The organism is Curtobacterium sp. Csp1, assembly GCF_013347185.1.
This window is the reverse complement of the sequence record NZ_CP054594.1, coordinates 3,010,204-3,024,924: the sequence shown is the minus strand read 5'-3', so window position 1 is coordinate 3,024,924 and position 14,721 is coordinate 3,010,204. Positions and strand designations below refer to the sequence as shown.

General features: G+C 69.9%; 21 protein-coding genes and 1 tRNA gene. 6 read left to right on the top strand and 16 right to left on the bottom strand.

Annotated features, from left to right (window positions below; all coding sequences use genetic code 11):
* The 12 genes from HUN58_RS14505 to HUN58_RS14450 all read right to left on the bottom strand — a co-directional run bounded on the left by HUN58_RS14505 (position 1) and on the right by HUN58_RS14450 (position 5,692).
* Positions 1 to 513 (bottom strand): hypothetical protein, encoded by a 513-nt coding sequence (locus tag HUN58_RS14505; RefSeq protein WP_180225042.1) that lies wholly within the window; start codon positions 511 to 513, stop codon positions 1 to 3.
* Entirely contained in the window at positions 510 to 935 is a 426-nt protein-coding gene (locus HUN58_RS14500; RefSeq protein ID WP_180225041.1) for a hypothetical protein, read from the bottom strand. Before HUN58_RS14500 ends, HUN58_RS14505 begins: the two co-directional genes overlap by 4 nt.
* Positions 932 to 1,288, bottom strand: coding sequence for a hypothetical protein (locus tag HUN58_RS14495; RefSeq protein ID WP_180225040.1), 357 nt, complete (start codon positions 1,286 to 1,288; stop codon positions 932 to 934). The genes HUN58_RS14500 and HUN58_RS14495 overlap by 4 nt, the downstream gene beginning before the upstream one ends.
* The gene (gene bet, locus HUN58_RS14490) at positions 1,285 to 2,235 is read right to left on the bottom strand and encodes a phage recombination protein Bet (protein WP_180225039.1); all 951 of its coding nucleotides are present in this window, start codon (positions 2,233 to 2,235) and stop codon (positions 1,285 to 1,287) included. The genes HUN58_RS14495 and bet overlap by 4 nt, the downstream gene beginning before the upstream one ends.
* Positions 2,232 to 3,392, bottom strand: coding sequence for a YqaJ viral recombinase family protein (locus HUN58_RS14485; RefSeq protein ID WP_180225038.1), 1,161 nt, complete (start codon positions 3,390 to 3,392; stop codon positions 2,232 to 2,234). The genes bet and HUN58_RS14485 overlap by 4 nt, the downstream gene beginning before the upstream one ends.
* Entirely contained in the window at positions 3,389 to 3,727 is a 339-nt protein-coding gene (locus HUN58_RS14480) for a hypothetical protein (protein ID WP_180225037.1), read from the bottom strand. The genes HUN58_RS14485 and HUN58_RS14480 overlap by 4 nt, the downstream gene beginning before the upstream one ends.
* Positions 3,724 to 4,275, bottom strand: a complete 552-nt coding sequence (locus HUN58_RS14475) for a hypothetical protein (RefSeq protein ID WP_180225036.1) — start codon at positions 4,273 to 4,275, stop codon at positions 3,724 to 3,726. Before HUN58_RS14475 ends, HUN58_RS14480 begins: the two co-directional genes overlap by 4 nt.
* On the bottom strand, positions 4,260 to 4,562 hold the full coding sequence (locus tag HUN58_RS14470) for a hypothetical protein (RefSeq protein ID WP_180225035.1): 303 nt from the start codon (positions 4,560 to 4,562) through the stop codon (positions 4,260 to 4,262). The genes HUN58_RS14475 and HUN58_RS14470 overlap by 16 nt, the downstream gene beginning before the upstream one ends.
* The gene (locus HUN58_RS14465) at positions 4,559 to 4,726 is read right to left on the bottom strand and encodes a hypothetical protein (RefSeq protein ID WP_180225034.1); all 168 of its coding nucleotides are present in this window, start codon (positions 4,724 to 4,726) and stop codon (positions 4,559 to 4,561) included. The genes HUN58_RS14470 and HUN58_RS14465 overlap by 4 nt, the downstream gene beginning before the upstream one ends.
* Positions 4,723 to 5,112: a hypothetical protein gene (locus HUN58_RS14460; RefSeq protein ID WP_180225033.1), complete on the bottom strand. Its 390-nt coding sequence runs from the start codon at positions 5,110 to 5,112 to the stop codon at positions 4,723 to 4,725. Before HUN58_RS14460 ends, HUN58_RS14465 begins: the two co-directional genes overlap by 4 nt.
* 95 nt (positions 5,113 to 5,207) lie before the next feature.
* Positions 5,208 to 5,435 (bottom strand): AlpA family transcriptional regulator, encoded by a 228-nt coding sequence (locus HUN58_RS14455; protein ID WP_217488535.1) that lies wholly within the window; start codon positions 5,433 to 5,435, stop codon positions 5,208 to 5,210.
* Positions 5,432 to 5,692, bottom strand: coding sequence for a helix-turn-helix transcriptional regulator (locus HUN58_RS14450; RefSeq protein WP_180225032.1), 261 nt, complete (start codon positions 5,690 to 5,692; stop codon positions 5,432 to 5,434). Before HUN58_RS14450 ends, HUN58_RS14455 begins: the two co-directional genes overlap by 4 nt.
* Before the next feature lie 78 nt (positions 5,693 to 5,770).
* Between HUN58_RS14450 and HUN58_RS14445 the strand changes: the two genes are divergently transcribed.
* From HUN58_RS14445 to HUN58_RS14435, 3 genes are read left to right on the top strand one after another with little or no spacing between them, the layout of a single operon-like run.
* Positions 5,771 to 6,235, top strand: a complete 465-nt coding sequence (locus HUN58_RS14445; protein ID WP_208745543.1) for a helix-turn-helix transcriptional regulator — start codon at positions 5,771 to 5,773, stop codon at positions 6,233 to 6,235.
* 32 nt (positions 6,236 to 6,267) lie between these two features.
* A complete protein-coding gene (locus HUN58_RS14440; protein WP_180225030.1) occupies positions 6,268 to 6,669 on the top strand; it encodes an ImmA/IrrE family metallo-endopeptidase in 402 nt (133 codons plus the stop codon).
* On the top strand, positions 6,669 to 7,817 hold the full coding sequence (locus tag HUN58_RS14435) for a site-specific integrase (protein ID WP_180225029.1): 1,149 nt from the start codon (positions 6,669 to 6,671) through the stop codon (positions 7,815 to 7,817). Before HUN58_RS14440 ends, HUN58_RS14435 begins: the two co-directional genes overlap by 1 nt.
* A gap of 80 nt (positions 7,818 to 7,897) precedes the next feature.
* On the opposite strand, the gene HUN58_RS14430 is transcribed toward HUN58_RS14435, so the two are convergent.
* Positions 7,898 to 7,973, bottom strand: a tRNA-Lys gene (locus HUN58_RS14430).
* 113 nt (positions 7,974 to 8,086) lie between these two features.
* On the opposite strand from HUN58_RS14430, the gene bcp reads away from it, so the two are divergent.
* On the top strand, positions 8,087 to 8,557 hold the full coding sequence (bcp, locus tag HUN58_RS14425; RefSeq protein ID WP_114849571.1) for a thioredoxin-dependent thiol peroxidase: 471 nt from the start codon (positions 8,087 to 8,089) through the stop codon (positions 8,555 to 8,557).
* A 146-nt stretch (positions 8,558 to 8,703) separates the two neighbouring features.
* Here the strand turns inward: bcp and HUN58_RS14420 are convergent, their stop codons facing one another.
* Positions 8,704 to 9,135, bottom strand: a complete 432-nt coding sequence (locus HUN58_RS14420) for a hypothetical protein (RefSeq protein ID WP_180225028.1) — start codon at positions 9,133 to 9,135, stop codon at positions 8,704 to 8,706.
* Between the two features lie 258 nt (positions 9,136 to 9,393).
* Here HUN58_RS14420 and HUN58_RS14415 point away from each other — a divergent pair, with 258 nt between their 5' ends.
* Entirely contained in the window at positions 9,394 to 9,642 is a 249-nt protein-coding gene (locus HUN58_RS14415) for a WhiB family transcriptional regulator (protein WP_022904217.1), read from the top strand.
* A 97-nt stretch (positions 9,643 to 9,739) separates the two neighbouring features.
* Here HUN58_RS14415 and HUN58_RS14410 read toward each other — a convergent pair whose 3' ends face one another.
* Entirely contained in the window at positions 9,740 to 11,245 is a 1,506-nt protein-coding gene (locus tag HUN58_RS14410; protein WP_114849855.1) for a sensor histidine kinase, read from the bottom strand.
* A gap of 99 nt (positions 11,246 to 11,344) precedes the next feature.
* Here HUN58_RS14410 and HUN58_RS20965 point away from each other — a divergent pair, with 99 nt between their 5' ends.
* Positions 11,345 to 11,845: an Rv3235 family protein gene (locus tag HUN58_RS20965; RefSeq protein WP_258554782.1), complete on the top strand. Its 501-nt coding sequence runs from the start codon at positions 11,345 to 11,347 to the stop codon at positions 11,843 to 11,845.
* A 90-nt stretch (positions 11,846 to 11,935) separates the two neighbouring features.
* Here the strand turns inward: HUN58_RS20965 and secA are convergent, their stop codons facing one another.
* Positions 11,936 to 14,716, bottom strand: coding sequence for a preprotein translocase subunit SecA (secA, locus tag HUN58_RS14400; protein ID WP_058742171.1), 2,781 nt, complete (start codon positions 14,714 to 14,716; stop codon positions 11,936 to 11,938).
* Positions 14,717 to 14,721 lie beyond the last annotated feature (5 nt).

Here is a 14,721-nt window from a genome sequence, read left to right as displayed (position 1 = left end):
CTACCTCTGCTCCGGGACGAGCCCGTGAGCCTGAAACTGATCCGCCGCACGCTGATCCGCGCGATCGGTCCTGTGGTTGTCGCCCGCCGCAGCGAACGTGTCGAGGAGCTTCCGGAGCCACTGCTCCCGCTTCTCCGCGACGAGCAGCTCGAGCAGCAGCCGGTGACCGTCGTCCGACGCCTCCGCCATCTGCTGCGCCAGAGCCCGAGACGTCTTGTTCGCCGCGACCTCCCGCACCGTCGTCGCCGCGATGTAGTGCTCGTGCTTCGCCTTCGCCGTCGCGTACGCCGAGCCCGCGTCCCGCAGGAACTGCGCGACCTCGAACCGCATCGCGATCAGCTGCGCACCGTACGACCCGCTCACCGTCCGGCCCACCGCGTTCACGAGCGCGACGTGCAGCCGGTCCTGCCGGTCCGGCCGGTGGATGCCGACCGACGCGAGCACCCGCAGGATCCGAGGGTCGAGGCCCGGCTCGTCGATGACCTCGCCCGTGCCGGCATCCACCGCGCTCACGAGACCTGCTCCATGGTCGGCGGGGTCACGTCGCGGATCGTGGACGGGTCGACGGCTGACGCGGGCATGAGCGTCGAGTAGCCGTCGTTCTCGGCGTACAGAAACGTGACACCGTCGTGGTCCCTGGCGACGGTCCACCGCTTGCCGAGTTCGAGCAGCGTCCCCGATTCCAAGTCCTCGATGCGGGGCTGGTCGGCGGTCGTGGTCGGCTGCCACACGAGGGCGTCGGCCACCACGTCGAGCACTCGCGCTACCGCCGCGGTGAGGTTGCTCCCGCCGCCGGGGTAACCACGCCGGATCTTGTCGGCGTAAAGCCGCAGCATCGCCGGGTCGGTGTCGTTCGGTCCCTTGTAGGCGACGTCAGCAGCCTCACGCAATTCCTCGATCAGCGACACGGGCATCTGCACCGTCGGCTCAGTCATCGGTCGGCTCCGTTCTGCTTCTGGGCCTCGGCGCGGATGTTGAACGCGATCCGGGTACCGGTCGCCTGCACGACGGGGAACTGATTCAGGTCCGCGAGCGTCACGCCAATCGAGTCCCGTTCTGCGATCTGCGCGGCCTGCTCCCAGGCGTCCTCGGCAGCCGGTATCGGCTGCGAGAACAGGGCGAGCACGGCGTCGGCCATGCCGAGGTACGCCGAGCGCACCCACTCGGGCAGCTCGGCCCAGATGATCCGCGCCGCGGGGGTCTGTTGCTGGACGTACAACGTCTCCGCGATCTGCTCGCGTGTCGGCAGCGACGCGGACACCTGCACGGACGGCTCCTCGCCGCTCATCGGTCGTACCCGCTGCTCGGCGCCGCCTGCTCGACCTCGGTGCCATCGAGCACCCCGTCGACCGTCTCCACGTCCTCGTCCGCCTGCGGCACCTCAGCAGTCGCCCAGTCCGTCACCGGCTGCCCCTGCTCCGCCCACTGCGGCGCCGCCTCCGGCTCCGACGGCTTCTCCGCCTCCGCCAGGACCACCAGGCGCGCCTTCACAGCCGCCTCGAGCTCTGCCGACCGCTCCGGCTTCGGGATCCGCCGCCACAGCGCGTTCGCCTCGTCCCGCGACGACACCGCCGCGGCCGCAGCGAACCAGTCCTCCGACGGCTCCACCACCTCAGCGACCAGCGCCGGCTGCTCCGGCTCCTGAGGACGCTGCTGCTGCGCACGACCCGCCTGCGCCTGGTCCATCTCCTCCGTGGAGTACAGCCCCGACAGGTCCTGCGGGAACGCCTTCCGCAGCGCCAGCATCTCCGCGCACTTCCCGAGCATCAGCGCCGGCATCTTCCGCCACATGTTCCCGCCGGCGTTGTACGCGTCGAAGGTCGCCACCGCGTACAGCGGCTCCACGAAGCCCTCCCGGTGCACGCCCACACGGGCCGCCTTCGGCGCGTCCGACGCGAGCCACACGTCGACCCACGTCACACCGTCCGACGTCCACTGCGTCGCCGTCTGCCCTCGGTACTGCCCGGTCCGCTCGGCGACGAGGCGCGCCCCGTCGATCGACACCTGCGTGCCCCACTTGCCGCCACGCTCGATGCAGTAGATCTGCCGCGCGATCGGGTCGAGCCCGGTCCGCGCCGCGTGCATCAGGAACGCCTCGACCACCGGGCGCGGTGCCAGCCGCCGGTTCGCCGCCGGGCCCGTGACGAGGCCCGCGGCCTCCACGAGCGCCCGCTCAGACGCGTTCCACTGCGTCTCGTCTCCCGTCGTGGGGAGTGCCACCACTGCGTTCGTCACGCCGCCTTCTCCTTCTTCGTGTCCTTCGCCGCGGTCACCCGCAGCGCCGCCTTCTTCTTCACGACGCGCTCCGTGCCCGTCTGCCGGGCGAACGCCGTCTCGTGCGCGGCCACGGCCAGCGCCTCCACGCCGAGCGCGTCTCGCGCGCTGTCCAGCTCCGCCTGCGCCAGGTCCCGGCGCCTGTACAGCTCCGGGTTCGCCGCCCGCGCCGCGTCCTCGTCGATGCCGAACACCGGCTCCTCCTCGACGACCGCCGGCGAGAACGACACCCGCGTCAGGGCCGTCTCCTGCAGCACCGGCTCCCCCGCGTCGACGCGCTCGAGGATCGAATCCCACGACTTCTTCTTGAGGTCCGCGCCGGCCTTCTCCTCGTCGAGCCCGCGCAGGTAGTTCACGGCGAGCGTGTCCAGCTCCTCGTCCACCACCGGCCCATCACCAGCACGCGCCGCCGCCAACGCAGCGTCGAGCCGCTCGAGGAACGCGTCCGCGATGGCGACGAGCTCCGCGAACAGGTCGTCGTCGAACGAAACCCACGCCGTCGGAACGAACAGATCCAGCGGCTCCGGCTCCTGGAACTCACCGCCCCGCCACTGCCAGTCGCCGTCGTGCTGCTCCCACGCGTACAGCGACCGCCACGCACCGATCACGCCCGTCACCCAGGTCTGCTGGATGTCGTAGCCCTTCTTCCGGTACGCGTCCGTCTCCGGCGCGATGTCGACACCCGACGTCTTGATCTCCGACACCTCGAGGCGGCCGTCCTCACCGACCCGGATCCCGTCCGGCGACGCGAGGTGCCGCGGGTTCGACGCCGAGCGGAACACCCGCGACTCCGGCAGCATCCCGAACTGCTCACGCAGCTGCTCCGCGATCACCGGCTCCCGCGTGTTCCCCCACGCCGTGAACCGGTTCCCGCCGAAACCGCCAGCCGCGGCCGCCTCGACCTCCCCCGGCGACGTCGCGAGCAGGAACGGCAGCTTCTCCGCGATCAGCTGCTCCTCGGTCTTCCCCGGGTAGCCGCGACGCTTCAGGTACAGGTCGCGCACCTCGGTCGCCGTCACGCCGTGGGCGCGCTCGTTCAGCCACGCCGGCCGGTCCTTGTCCGACGCCCCGGCACGAGCCTCGAGCTCGGCGGGCAGCGTCACCGTCGCGGCGCTCACGCCTCGGCCCCGTCCGGGCTCGCGAGGTCCTCGTCGACAGCGGACGTGTCCTCGCCGAAGATCCCCAGCGTCTCGTTGCCCGTGCGCACCTGGTACGCCGACTGCTGCAGCGCCTGCGCCGCCGCGACACCGTCGCCCTCCATCGGCTCGATGTGCACGGCCTTCACCCGCGACTGCCGGCCGTCGGCGGTGTCCAGGTGACCGATCACCTCGTACGTGACGATCGCCGTCACCTTGTGGCCGAGGTGCGCGGCCGCGAGGCGCTCGTCGACCTCCACCTCCTGCAGCCCGTCCCGGGTCTCCTCGAGCTTCAACTTCATGATCTGCACGCTCACGACGCGCTCCTTCCGTCAGTCGGCCAGGACACGGCGCCCATGGCCTCGATCTGCTGCTTGCTCGGCTCCCCGTCGATGGGGCAGCCGATGGACCGGGCACCCATCGCCGCGAGGGCAAGGGCGTCGGCCACGTTGTGGTCCCGGATCGCCAGTCCGGGGTGACGGGCCCGCATCGCAGCGAGCACCGCCCGCTTCTCCGCCTTGCCGCTCCCGGCGGCGTACTTCGCGCGGGTGGTCGGCGCCACGACGACGACGTCATGTCCGCGCTCGAGGAGGCCGCCGCGGACGATCCACCGCTGCGCGTGCCGCTCGTCGGGCTTCCCGAACCGAGACCCCCACGACGGCCCCTCGAGGACGACGAGCGCACCCGCCGGCACGTGGCCGAGGGTCTGACTCGCGGTCGCCTTGATGCGCCGCCAGGCGCGCAGCGGGGTCTCGTCGGCCGTCGCGTCGATGCGGTGCAGGAACACCTGCCCGGCCCGGATGACCGCGACGCCCGTGTTCGCGAGCGACAGGTCGAGGCCGACGACGATCACGACTCGGCCCACGGCGTGACCGACCAGTGCTCGGACACCATCTGGTCGAGGTAGCCCTCCCACCCGCAGCCCTTGCACGTGCCCCACCGCCGCAGCGGGTTCTCCACCCGCTTCGCCATGTGCCAGTCACACGCGAGCACCGGCTCACCGCCCTCACGGCACGACAGGATCCACTCGACGTCGTTCCCGCAGTCGCCGTCCGGCAGCAGCGCCTCGCACGTCCGCTTGCCCTCCGACGGCTGCTCGACGGTCATTCCGGCCAGGGCCTCGTCGAGCGCCTCGCCGAGCGTGACCATCACGACAGCACCTCGTCGAGCAGGCCCAGCGCGTCCAGCACTTCGTCCGTGTGCTCGCCGGCGTACTTCCGCACGACGGCCTCCGCGCGGTCGATCGTGTCGAGCGTCGGCCCCGTCGGCCGCGGGTCCTCGGTGCGCAGGTCCTCCGGCGCGATGTGCCCGATCATCGGAGCACCCGCGGCGTCGTCGCCATGCGGAGGCCGCCGAAGAACCACAGCGCGACGATCAGCACGACCTGGCCGCCCCACATCGGCGCGTGCGCCAGACCGGCGACGAGCGCGACAGCGATCGAGACGACGAACCACGGGACGCCGCGGCGGAGGACCTGCACGACGCGGAAGTCCCGCGCCTCGGTACCGGACCGCCAGCCAACCGGGATCAGCTTGTGCAGCCGGATCGTCGTGACGTCGTGCACGCCGTCCCAGACGGTCGCCCACACGGCGTCGCCGGCGTCGGAGAGGTCGAGGACCAGCACGTCGCCGAGGTCCGGGAGGGTGATGAGGTCCCGCTTCCGCAGGTCCTTCGGGAGGATCGAGAGCCCGATTTCGGGCATAGGCGTAGCCATGGACATGTGTCGTTGCCCCTTCAGAGGGTGAGGAGAGATCCCGCCGGGAGTCGGATGCCCGGCGGCAGAAGATCAGGGAGAGGTCAGGCGGCGGTGCCCTGGGCGGGCGCCGTGTCGCGCTGGGAGGCGACGTACGCGCGAAGGTCGCCGAGGCGGTACTTCACGAGCCGGCCGACCTTCGTGGCGACGGGCCCCTTGCGAAGGCGCCGCCACTCGTAGAGGGTCTTCACCTTCAGACCGAGGTACTCGGCCGCTGCGGTGATGTCGACGAGCTGCTCGTCGTCGGGGCGGGTCTGCTCGATGCCGGTCACGATGCGACCGCCTCGAGGTGGGTCTGCTGCGCAGCCGGTCGAGTCCGAGGCATCAGCTCGAAGACGACGAGTCCGAGCGCGTCAGCGATGAGGCTGAGCTCGTCGACGTCGAACGCGACCTTGCCGGAGAGCTTGCGGGACATCGTGGCCCCCTTGATCCCCGTCGTTGCGCAGACCGCGCTCTGGGTGAGATTGGCGCGGGCGATGGCCGCTCGGACCTCTCCCGCCACTTGCTCGCTGTAGCTCTGCGTTTCCATGTGGACCAGTATGCGCCCATGTAGGTCCTCCGCAAGGGGGACTTGTGCCTGTTTCCAGAAATGGCTAAGTTTTTCAACATGGGAACGAACAGCCGCGAATTGGGTCCGATGAGCCAGGCAGTGAGCGCCGAGCTTCGCGCCGAGGCGGGACGCCGAAACATCGGCGTCCGCGAGCTCGCCGCGCGCAGCCGGCTGCCGTACTCGACTGTCTCGAAGACCCTCCGAGCGCAGCGCGTGGTCGACGTCGAGGAACTCGCCCGGCTCGCACACGGCATGGACATCGAACCCGCAGAGATCGTGCGCAACGCCGAGATCGCGATCCGCCGCCACGGCGCCGCCTACTTCGAGGCGCTCGCAGCAGCAGACGCCGCCGACCTCGCACGCTGGGGGCTCAAGCCGCGACGCCTCAGTGTCGTACCCGCCACGCAAGATGAGGACACCTCCGAGGACTTCGACGTCATCCCCGATGCGTCGCACCTGCAGGACCTCCCAAAGGCAGCCCGCCGCGGCCGCCGCAAGGCAGACGAACCAGCTGCCGACTGACCGATCAGACAAGGGGCAACGTGCGAGACCTGATGGACATCGCCAGGGACTACGGAGTCCGCGTCGTGCTAGGCCACCTCCCCGAGGACCTGCTCGGCGCGTACTCCCCGCTCGAGGAGCGGATCTACCTCGACATCCGGCTCACCCCAAGCGAGCGCCGATCCGTCCTCGCCCACGAACTCGGCCACGTGCACCACGGACACACCTGCGACAGCGGCCTCGACAGCGCGCTCGAGCGCCAGGCCGACATGTACGCAGCCACACTGCTCGTCCACCCCGAGGACTACGCCGCGCTCGAACGCGTCAGCCCAGACGCCCACTACATCGCCGAGGAGCTCAACGTGACCACCGCCGTCGTCGACGACTTCCGTCGATACGTCCTGAAGAAGTTCGGGCCCCGCACCTACGCCGGCCACCGGCTCGTGAGCGCCTGATGCCCCGACCACCACTCGTTCTAGGCACCTGGGGCAAGATCACCCGCACGAAGCGAGCGGGCTCGTGGGTGGCCTTCGCGCGCTTCCGAGACTTCGACGGGATTACCCGTCAGGTCGAACGCACGGGCGCCACGGGCCGCCAGGCCGAGGACGCGCTCGTAGAGCACCTCCGAGACCGCACCCGTCTCCACGGCGGCGACATGACCGCTGAGAGCCACGTGCGGGTGCTTGCCGACCGCTGGTACGACACCCTGCTCAAGCAGAACAAGGCAGCCGGCACCCTCGAGGCGTACCGGCGCAACCTCCGCGTCCACGTCGAGCCGGCGCTCGGCGGCCTCCGGATCCGCGAGGTCACCGTCCCGATCATCGACCGCTACCTGGGCGCTCTCGAGAAGAAGTCCCCCGCGGCCGCGAAGACCTCCCGCGTGATCCTCAAGGGCATGTTCTCCCTCGCCGTCCGCCACGGGGCCGCACCGAGCAACCCCGTACCCGACGCCAGGACCGTCACCCTGACGCGCGCCGAGGTCCGCACGATCGCTTTGGACGACGTCGTGGTACTACGCCGACGCCTCACCGAGTGGGATGGCGGAACGGACGGTGCTGGGCGTCAGCGCGTCGCCGAGCTCGGGGATCTCGTTGACATGCTCATGGCGACCGCCATCCGCACCGGAGAGCTCCTCGCGATCCGATGGGAGGACGTGGACCTCGGCGCCGACGATCCGACCGTCCTGATCTGCGGGACTGTCGTGCAGGTCCGAGGCGAGGGGCTGCAGCGCCAGCCTCACCCGAAGAACGCCTCGCACTTCCGTCGACTGAAGCTCGCGCCGTTCGCCGTCGCGATGCTGCTCCGACGCAGGTCCGAGGCCCGCACTGAGTGGGTGTTCCCGTCCTCGACCGGCACGCTCCGATCGCCGAACAACATGCGACGGCAGTGGCGCGACTTCCGGGACCACTACGGCTACGAGGACTGGGTCACACCGAAGACGTTCCGGAAGACCGTCGGCAAGCTGATCCGTGACGAGGTCGACCTCGAGACCGCTTCAGCAGCGCTCGGACACTCGAACACGAAAATCACCGAAGATCACTACACCGGGCGTGTCGTGGACGGACCCGACATCCGAGCCCACGTCGAGGCTCTCGGACGCTGACGAAACCGCTGGGTTTCCGCTGGGCCAACAGAAAAAGGGCCTGGGACCGCTGATGCGATCCCAGGCCCTGTCTCGTCTGGTGGTGCGCCCCCTCGGACTTGAACCGAGAACCCACTGATTAAGAGTCAGTTGCTCTGCCAATTGAGCTAGAGGCGCATGGTATTGAGTTGTCTGCTGCTCTCGCACTTGCGTGCTGCAACGGGAAACAACAATAGCATGGGTTCTGGGTGCTCACGACCACTCGGGCACCGGACACGAACAGGAGCACCATGACGGACCGTCTCGCGGTCGGCGACACCGCCCCCGACTTCACCCTCCCGGACCAAGACGGCACGGAGCACGCGCTCGCCGACCTGCGCGGTCGGAAGGTCATCGTGTACTTCTACCCGGCGGCCTCGACCCCCGGGTGCACCACCGAGGCGTGCGACTTCCGCGACAACATGACGTCGCTCCAGGCGGCCGGCTACGAGGTCCTCGGCGTCTCGAAGGACGAGCAGGCGAAGCTCAAGGAGTTCCAGCACGAGCAGGCCCTGACCTTCCCGCTGCTGAGCGACCCCGACCTCGCCGTGCACCGCGCCTACGGCGCCTGGGGCGAGAAGAACAACTACGGCAAGATCGTCACCGGCACGATCCGCTCGACGATCGTCGTCGACGAGGACGGCCGCGTGCAGCTGCCCCTCTACAACGTGAAGGCGACCGGTCACGTGGCCAGCCTCCGGAAGAAGCTCGGCCTGGTCTGAACCCAGCCACGGACGGACGGGAGGCGCGGAGCCAGCTGGCACACCTCCCTCGCAGGCTCGGTCGGCGCGCCCCGCGTGACGCTGGCGCGTCACCGCTGAGCGGGGCGCGCTCCCGTCCGTTCGCGCTCACGTCCCGAGACGCGACGTCAGTCGTCCCGCTGGCCGCGCGGGACGAGCGCGGTTGTGATCGGCCGCGAGAGCACGAGGGTGAGGCCGACCAGTGCCGGGATGAGGAGCACCCAGCCCACCCAGGCGACGCGGAAGACGCCCTGGAACGCGCCGATCGCGAGCGCGCCCTGGAGCACCTGCCAGACGATGATCCCGGAGCGGACCCACGAGCGGTGGTTCCGAAGCCCGAGGAACATCGCGACGAGCCAGGTCGCGGCGATCGCGGCGAGGACCACGAGCGCGATCGCGGAAGCGATGCTCGACGCCGGCGCGACGAGGAGTTCCACGAGGAGCGCGACCGTCACGACGACGAGCGCGAGCGCCTCGAGGCCGACGACCACGAGCAGCGTCGTGAACGCCGGGGATCGACCGGCGACGGGGCCGGGGCCGTTCGGGGTGGTCTCGGACACAGCGATCCTCCAGATGGAACCCTTGATTTGGTACCACCAGTATGGAACGATATTCGAGGTCGTTTGGACGGCACGATGTGGTGTGCGTCTCCCGCGGTTCGACGCTCCTCCCCCGAGCGTTCAGCGGGCGTCAGACTCGCTCCCAGCGGATTCCTCCCCCACAGGTCTCCCCTCGTGCCCTGTGCATGCCCAGCGTTCCGATCCCCGAGCCGCGGCCCCGGCCTGCCGTTCGAGCATCGACATCAAGGAGCACCACACATGGACTGGCGTGACCAGGCAGCTTGCCTCACCGCGGACCCCGAGCTCTTCTTCCCGGTGGGCAACACCGGACCCGCCGTCGACCAGATCGAGAAGGCCAAGTCGGTCTGCGCTCGGTGCACGGTGACGGAGATGTGCCTGCAGTACGCCCTCGAGAACAACCAGGACTCGGGCGTCTGGGGCGGCCTCAGCGAGGACGAGCGTCGTGCGCTGAAGCGCCGCGCGGCCCGCGCCCGCCGCGCCTCCTGACGCAGCAGCACCAACGACACGACGACGCCCGTCGCTCCCCTGGGAGCGACGGGCGTCGTCGTGTGTCCAGCCTGGGGCGGGCCCACGGCGCCGAGCGCTACGCGGCGCCGGCGGCGGTGAGCCAGCGGAACGGGATCGTGATGGTGACCTCGGTGCCGCTGCCGGTGAGCGTGTGCCAGTCGATCGTCCCGCCGAGCTCGCCCTGGATGAGCGTGCGGACGATCTGCGTGCCGAGCCCCGAGCCGACCTTGCCCTCCGGCAGGCCTCGGCCGTTGTCGCGGACCTCGATGTCGAGGTGGTCGTCGGAGCGGTTCGCCACGATCTCGACCTCGCCGTCGCGGCCGTCCAGCCCGTGCTCGACGGCGTTCGTGACGAGCTCGGTGAGGCCGAGCGCGAGCGGGGTCGCCGCCTCCGAGGGCAGCACGCCGAACTCGCCGGTCTTCTTCGGGCGGACCGTCGTGTTGTGGGACGCCGCGACCTCGGTCACGAGCTTCAGCACGGAGTCGAACACCTCGTCGAAGTCGACGTTCTGGCTGAGGCCGGTCGACAGGGTGTCGTGCACGACGGCGATCGCCGCCACGCGACGCATGGCGTTCTGCAGTGACGTCCGGGCCTCGTCCGAGTGGGTCCGGCGTGCCTGGATGCGGAGCAGGGACGCGACCGTCTGCAGGTTGTTCTTGACGCGGTGGTGGATCTCGCGGATCGTCGCGTCCTTGGTGATGAGCTCGCGCTCCTGGTGCCGGAGCTCGGTGACGTCGCGGCAGAGCACGATCGCGCCGATGCGGTCGCCCTGGTCGCGGAGCGGGATGGAGCGCAACGAGACCGTCACGCCCTTCGCCTCGACGTCGGCGCGCCACGGAGCCCGCCCGGTCACGACGAGCGGCAGGGACTCGTCCACGTCGAGCTGCGAGCCGATCAGCTCGGTCGTGACCTCGGCGAGGGACTTCCGCTCGAGCTCACCCTCGAAGCCCATGCGGTTGAAGGCGCTCAGGCCGTTCGGGCTCGCGAAGGTGACGACGCCGTTCGTGTCGAGGCGGAGCAGCCCGTCACTCGCGCGGGGCGCACCGCGGCGGGGGCCGGCCGGGGCACCGAGGTCCGGGAAGTCACCCGTGGCGATCATCCCGAACAGGTCGTTCGCGCTCGCGGTGAAGTTGAGCTCCTGGCGGCTCGGGGTCCGCATCTCGTCCTGGTTCGAGTGCCGCGTGACGACGGCGATCGGACGCTCGGTCGTCTCGGCGCTGTTCGGGTTCAGTCGGCGGAGCACCGGGATCGCCCGGACGCGCGTCGGGGTGTCCTCGTACCAGTCCGGCTCGGCGGAGTCGACGACCCGGGCGGCGGCGAAGCACTCGGTGACCTGCTCGCGCCATTCCTCGCGGATCTCCTGCCCGACGATGTCGCGGTAGAAGAGCGTCGCGGCGGAGCTCGGCCGGGCGTGCGCGACGGCCACGAACGAGCCGTCCTCGGCGGTCGGTACCCAGAGCACCATGTCGGCGAAGGACAGGTCGGCGAGGAGCTGCCAGTCCCCCACGAGCAGGTGGAGCCACTCCACGTCCGCTTCGGAGGATCGGCCTTGCGCGAGGACGAGGTCACTGAGGGTCGACACCACGTCAGTCTAGGTGCGGCCCGTTGTGGACAACGGCACGCCTCCACAGCCACGCTGCTTTCGTATTTCTCATGTCGTACACATTCGTACGTTCGCCACATGGGAGGGACCGGGGTGTCAGGACACGCGCATCGACTCGACGACGAGGACGACGACGACCGATCGGAGACGAGAGTCCGAGCGGTCGCCGCGGTCCCGGCTCCGCGGCCCGCCGGGACACCGGCTCCGCCACCGGAACCCGGGACGCCGGACGCCGACGCCCCGCCGGACCCGGCCGAGGTCGCCGCTGCCCTCGCCCGTTGTGTCGTGGAGGTCCTCGCCGGTGCCCGCGACGTCGACAGCATCGCGCGGTGGGTCACCGAGGACGTGCACCGGCACCTGCTGCACCGCGCGGCCGTCGCCGCGCGCGCCCGGGCGCTCCGGCGTCGCGCCCGATCACGGCCGCTCGTCCAGGTCGGCACGGTCCGGCTCTGCCCGGTCGCGCCCGGAGTGGTCGAGGCGGCCGTCGTCGTGCACACCCGCGCTCATGCGCGCGCCGTCGCGCTCCGCCTCGAGCTCCGGCAGGGCCGCTGGCGGGCCGTCGTCGTCGGCGTCCTCTGAACGACGCGCCCAGCAGGAGGACGGGAGGCGCGGTGCCCGCCGGCACCGCGCCTCCCGTCCGTCGCGTACGCGCTCGTGGGCCGCTGCGGATCAGCCCTTCTTGGCTGCCTGCCGGCGCTCGGCACGGTTGTTGGCCGAGGCCTGACCGGAGGCCGTGGCTGCGTTCCCGAAGGCGGAGCCCTGCTCGGGACCCGCGGCGGCCTCGGCCTCGGCCTGCGCCTTCTGGGCGCGGGCCGTCGCCGCCTGCTCGAGGCGACCCTGCTCGTCGCGGACCTCGACCTCGCCGTCGATCGACGGCGCCGAGTACTCGAGCCCGGTGGCCTCGCCCTCGCCGAGGCCCTTCGCCTCGATCACGGCGTTGTCGCCGTCGGACTGGACCTGCACCTCGAGGTTGAAGAGGTAGCCGACCGACTCTTCGCGGATCTGGCCCATCATGCTCTGGAAGAGCGCGTAGCCCTCGCGCTGGTACTCGACCAGCGGGTCGCGCTGGGCCATGGCGCGGAGGCCGATGCCGTCCTTGAGGTAGTCCATCTCGTACAGGTGGTCACGCCAGCGGCGGTCGATCACCGAGAGGACGACGCGGCGCTCGAGCTCGCGCATGGCCTCTTCGCCGAGGAGTTCCTCGCGCTTCTGGTAGGCGAGCTTGGCGTCGGACAGGATCTCCCGCCCGAGGAAGTCGCGCGTCGCCTTGCCCTTCGAGCCGGCCTCCGTGATGACCTCGTCGATGGAGATCGAGATCGGGTACAGCGTCCCGAGCTCGGTCCACATCGCGTCGAGGTCCCAGTCGTCCGCGTTGCCCTCGGCGGTGTGGGTGTCGATCACGTCGTCGACGACGCTCTTCAGGAACGTCTGCGCACGCTCGTGGATGTCGTCGCCCTCGAGGATGTGACGACGGTCGCTGTAGATCGCCTCGCGCTGGCGGTTCAGGACGTCGTCGTACTTCAGGACGTTCTTGCGGATCTCGGCGTTGCGACCCTCGACCTGCGCCTGGGCGGAGCGGATCGCGCGGCTGACGAGCTTGTTCTCGATCGCCATGTCGTCCGGCACGTTCGAGCGGCCCATGAGGCTCTCGGCGGCACCGGAGTTGAACAGGCGCATCAGGTCGTCGGTGAGCGACAGGTAGAAGCGGCTCTCGCCCGGGTCACCCTGGCGGCCGGAACGACCGCGGAGCTGGTTGTCGATGCGGCGCGACTCGTGGCGCTCGGTGCCGAGCACGTAGAGCCCGCCGGCGTCGCGGACCTTGTCGCCCTCGGACTCGACGGTCTTCTTGACCTCGGCGAAGACCTCGTCCCAGGCGGCCTCGTACTCCTCCGGCGTCTCCGTCGGGGACAGCCCCTTGGCGTGCATCTCCTGCACGGCGAGGAACTCGGAGTTGCCGCCGAGCATGATGTCCGTACCGCGGCCGGCCATGTTCGTGGCGACGGTCACGGCGCCGAGTCGACCGGCCTGGGCCACGATCGCGGCTTCACGTGCGTGGTTCTTGGCGTTGAGGACCTCGTGCTTCACGCCCTTCTTGGCGAGGAGCTTCGACAGGTACTCGGACTTCTCGACGCTCGTCGTGCCCACCAGGACCGGCTGGCCCTTCTCGTGGCGCTCGGCGATGTCCTCGGCGACCTGCTCGAACTTCGCCTTCTCGTTCTTGTAGACGAGGTCGGTCTGGTCGATGCGCTGCATCGGCTTGTTCGTCGGGATCGGGACGACGCCGAGCTTGTAGGTCGACATGAACTCGGCCGCCTCGGTCTCGGCGGTACCCGTCATGCCGGAGAGCTTCTGGTACAGGCGGAAGTAGTTCTGCAGCGTGACGGTCGCGAGGGTCTGGTTCTCGGCCTTGACCTCGACGCCCTCCTTCGCCTCGATCGCCTGGTGGATGCCCTCGTTGTAGCGGCGGCCCATCAGGATGCGACCGGTGTGCTCGTCGACGATCAGGACCTCGCCGTTCATCACGACGTAGTCCTTGTCGCGCTTGAACAGGGCGACGGCCTTGATCGAGTTGTTCAGGAACGAGATGAGCGGGGTGTTCGCCGACTCGTACAGGTTGTCGATGCCGAGGTAGTCCTCGACCTTCTCGATGCCGGGCTCGAGCACGCCGACGGTGCGCTTCTTCTCGTCGACCTCGTAGTCCTCGCCCGGGATGAGCCGCGTGGCGATGGAGGCGAACTCGGTGAACCACCGGTTGGCCTCGCCCGAGGACGGACCGGAGATGATGAGCGGCGTGCGGGCCTCGTCGATGAGGATCGAGTCGACCTCGTCCACGATCGCGAAGAAGTGCCCGCGCTGCACCATGTCCGAGGCCTGCCACGCCATGTTGTCGCGCAGGTAGTCGAAGCCGAACTCGTTGTTCGTGCCGTACGTGATGTCCGCGGCGTACTGCTCGCGGCGCTCGGCGGGGGTCTGGTTCGCGATGATGCAGCCCGTGGTCATGCCGAGCGCGCGGAAGACGCGGCCCATGATCTCGGACTGGTACGACGCGAGGAAGTCGTTGACCGTGATGACGTGCACGCCGCGCGACGGGATCGCGTTGAGGTAGGCGGCGGTCGTCGCGACGAGGGTCTTGCCCTCACCGGTCTTCATCTCGGCGATGTTGCCGAGGTGCAGGGCCGCGCCGCCCATGAGCTGCACGTCGAAGTGCCGCATGCCGAGCGTGCGCTTCGCTGCCTCGCGCACCGCGGCGAAGGCCTCGGGGAGCAGGTCGTCGAGGGTCTCGCCGTTGGCGTAGCGCTCGCGGAGCTCCTTCGTCTCGTCCTGGAGCTCCTCGTCCGTGAGGCTCGCGAAGTCGTCCTCGAGGTCGTTGATGGCCGAGGCGTACGCCTTCAGCCGACGGAGGGTGCGCCCTTCGCCGATGCGGAGGACCTTCTCCAGCACGTTTGCCACGTGAG

What these genes read in the sequence shown, in the direction of transcription:
- bcp (WP_114849571.1), top strand. Translation starts at nt 8,087, where the DNA reads ATGACGGACCGTCTCGCGGTCGGCGACACCGCCCCCGACTTCACCCTC.
- HUN58_RS14445 (WP_208745543.1), top strand. Translation starts at nt 5,771, where the DNA reads ATGGGAACGAACAGCCGCGAATTGGGTCCGATGAGCCAGGCAGTGAGC.
- HUN58_RS14500 (WP_180225041.1), bottom strand. Translation starts at nt 935, where the DNA reads ATGACTGAGCCGACGGTGCAGATGCCCGTGTCGCTGATCGAGGAATTG.
- HUN58_RS14495 (WP_180225040.1), bottom strand. Translation starts at nt 1,288, where the DNA reads ATGAGCGGCGAGGAGCCGTCCGTGCAGGTGTCCGCGTCGCTGCCGACA.
- HUN58_RS14450 (WP_180225032.1), bottom strand. Translation starts at nt 5,692, where the DNA reads ATGGAAACGCAGAGCTACAGCGAGCAAGTGGCGGGAGAGGTCCGAGCG.
- HUN58_RS14435 (WP_180225029.1), top strand. Translation starts at nt 6,669, where the DNA reads ATGCCCCGACCACCACTCGTTCTAGGCACCTGGGGCAAGATCACCCGC.
- HUN58_RS14440 (WP_180225030.1), top strand. Translation starts at nt 6,268, where the DNA reads ATGGACATCGCCAGGGACTACGGAGTCCGCGTCGTGCTAGGCCACCTC.
- HUN58_RS14415 (WP_022904217.1), top strand. Translation starts at nt 9,394, where the DNA reads ATGGACTGGCGTGACCAGGCAGCTTGCCTCACCGCGGACCCCGAGCTC.
- HUN58_RS14460 (WP_180225033.1), bottom strand. Translation starts at nt 5,112, where the DNA reads ATGCCCGAAATCGGGCTCTCGATCCTCCCGAAGGACCTGCGGAAGCGG.
- HUN58_RS14465 (WP_180225034.1), bottom strand. Translation starts at nt 4,726, where the DNA reads ATGATCGGGCACATCGCGCCGGAGGACCTGCGCACCGAGGACCCGCGG.
- HUN58_RS20965 (WP_258554782.1), top strand. Translation starts at nt 11,345, where the DNA reads ATGGGAGGGACCGGGGTGTCAGGACACGCGCATCGACTCGACGACGAG.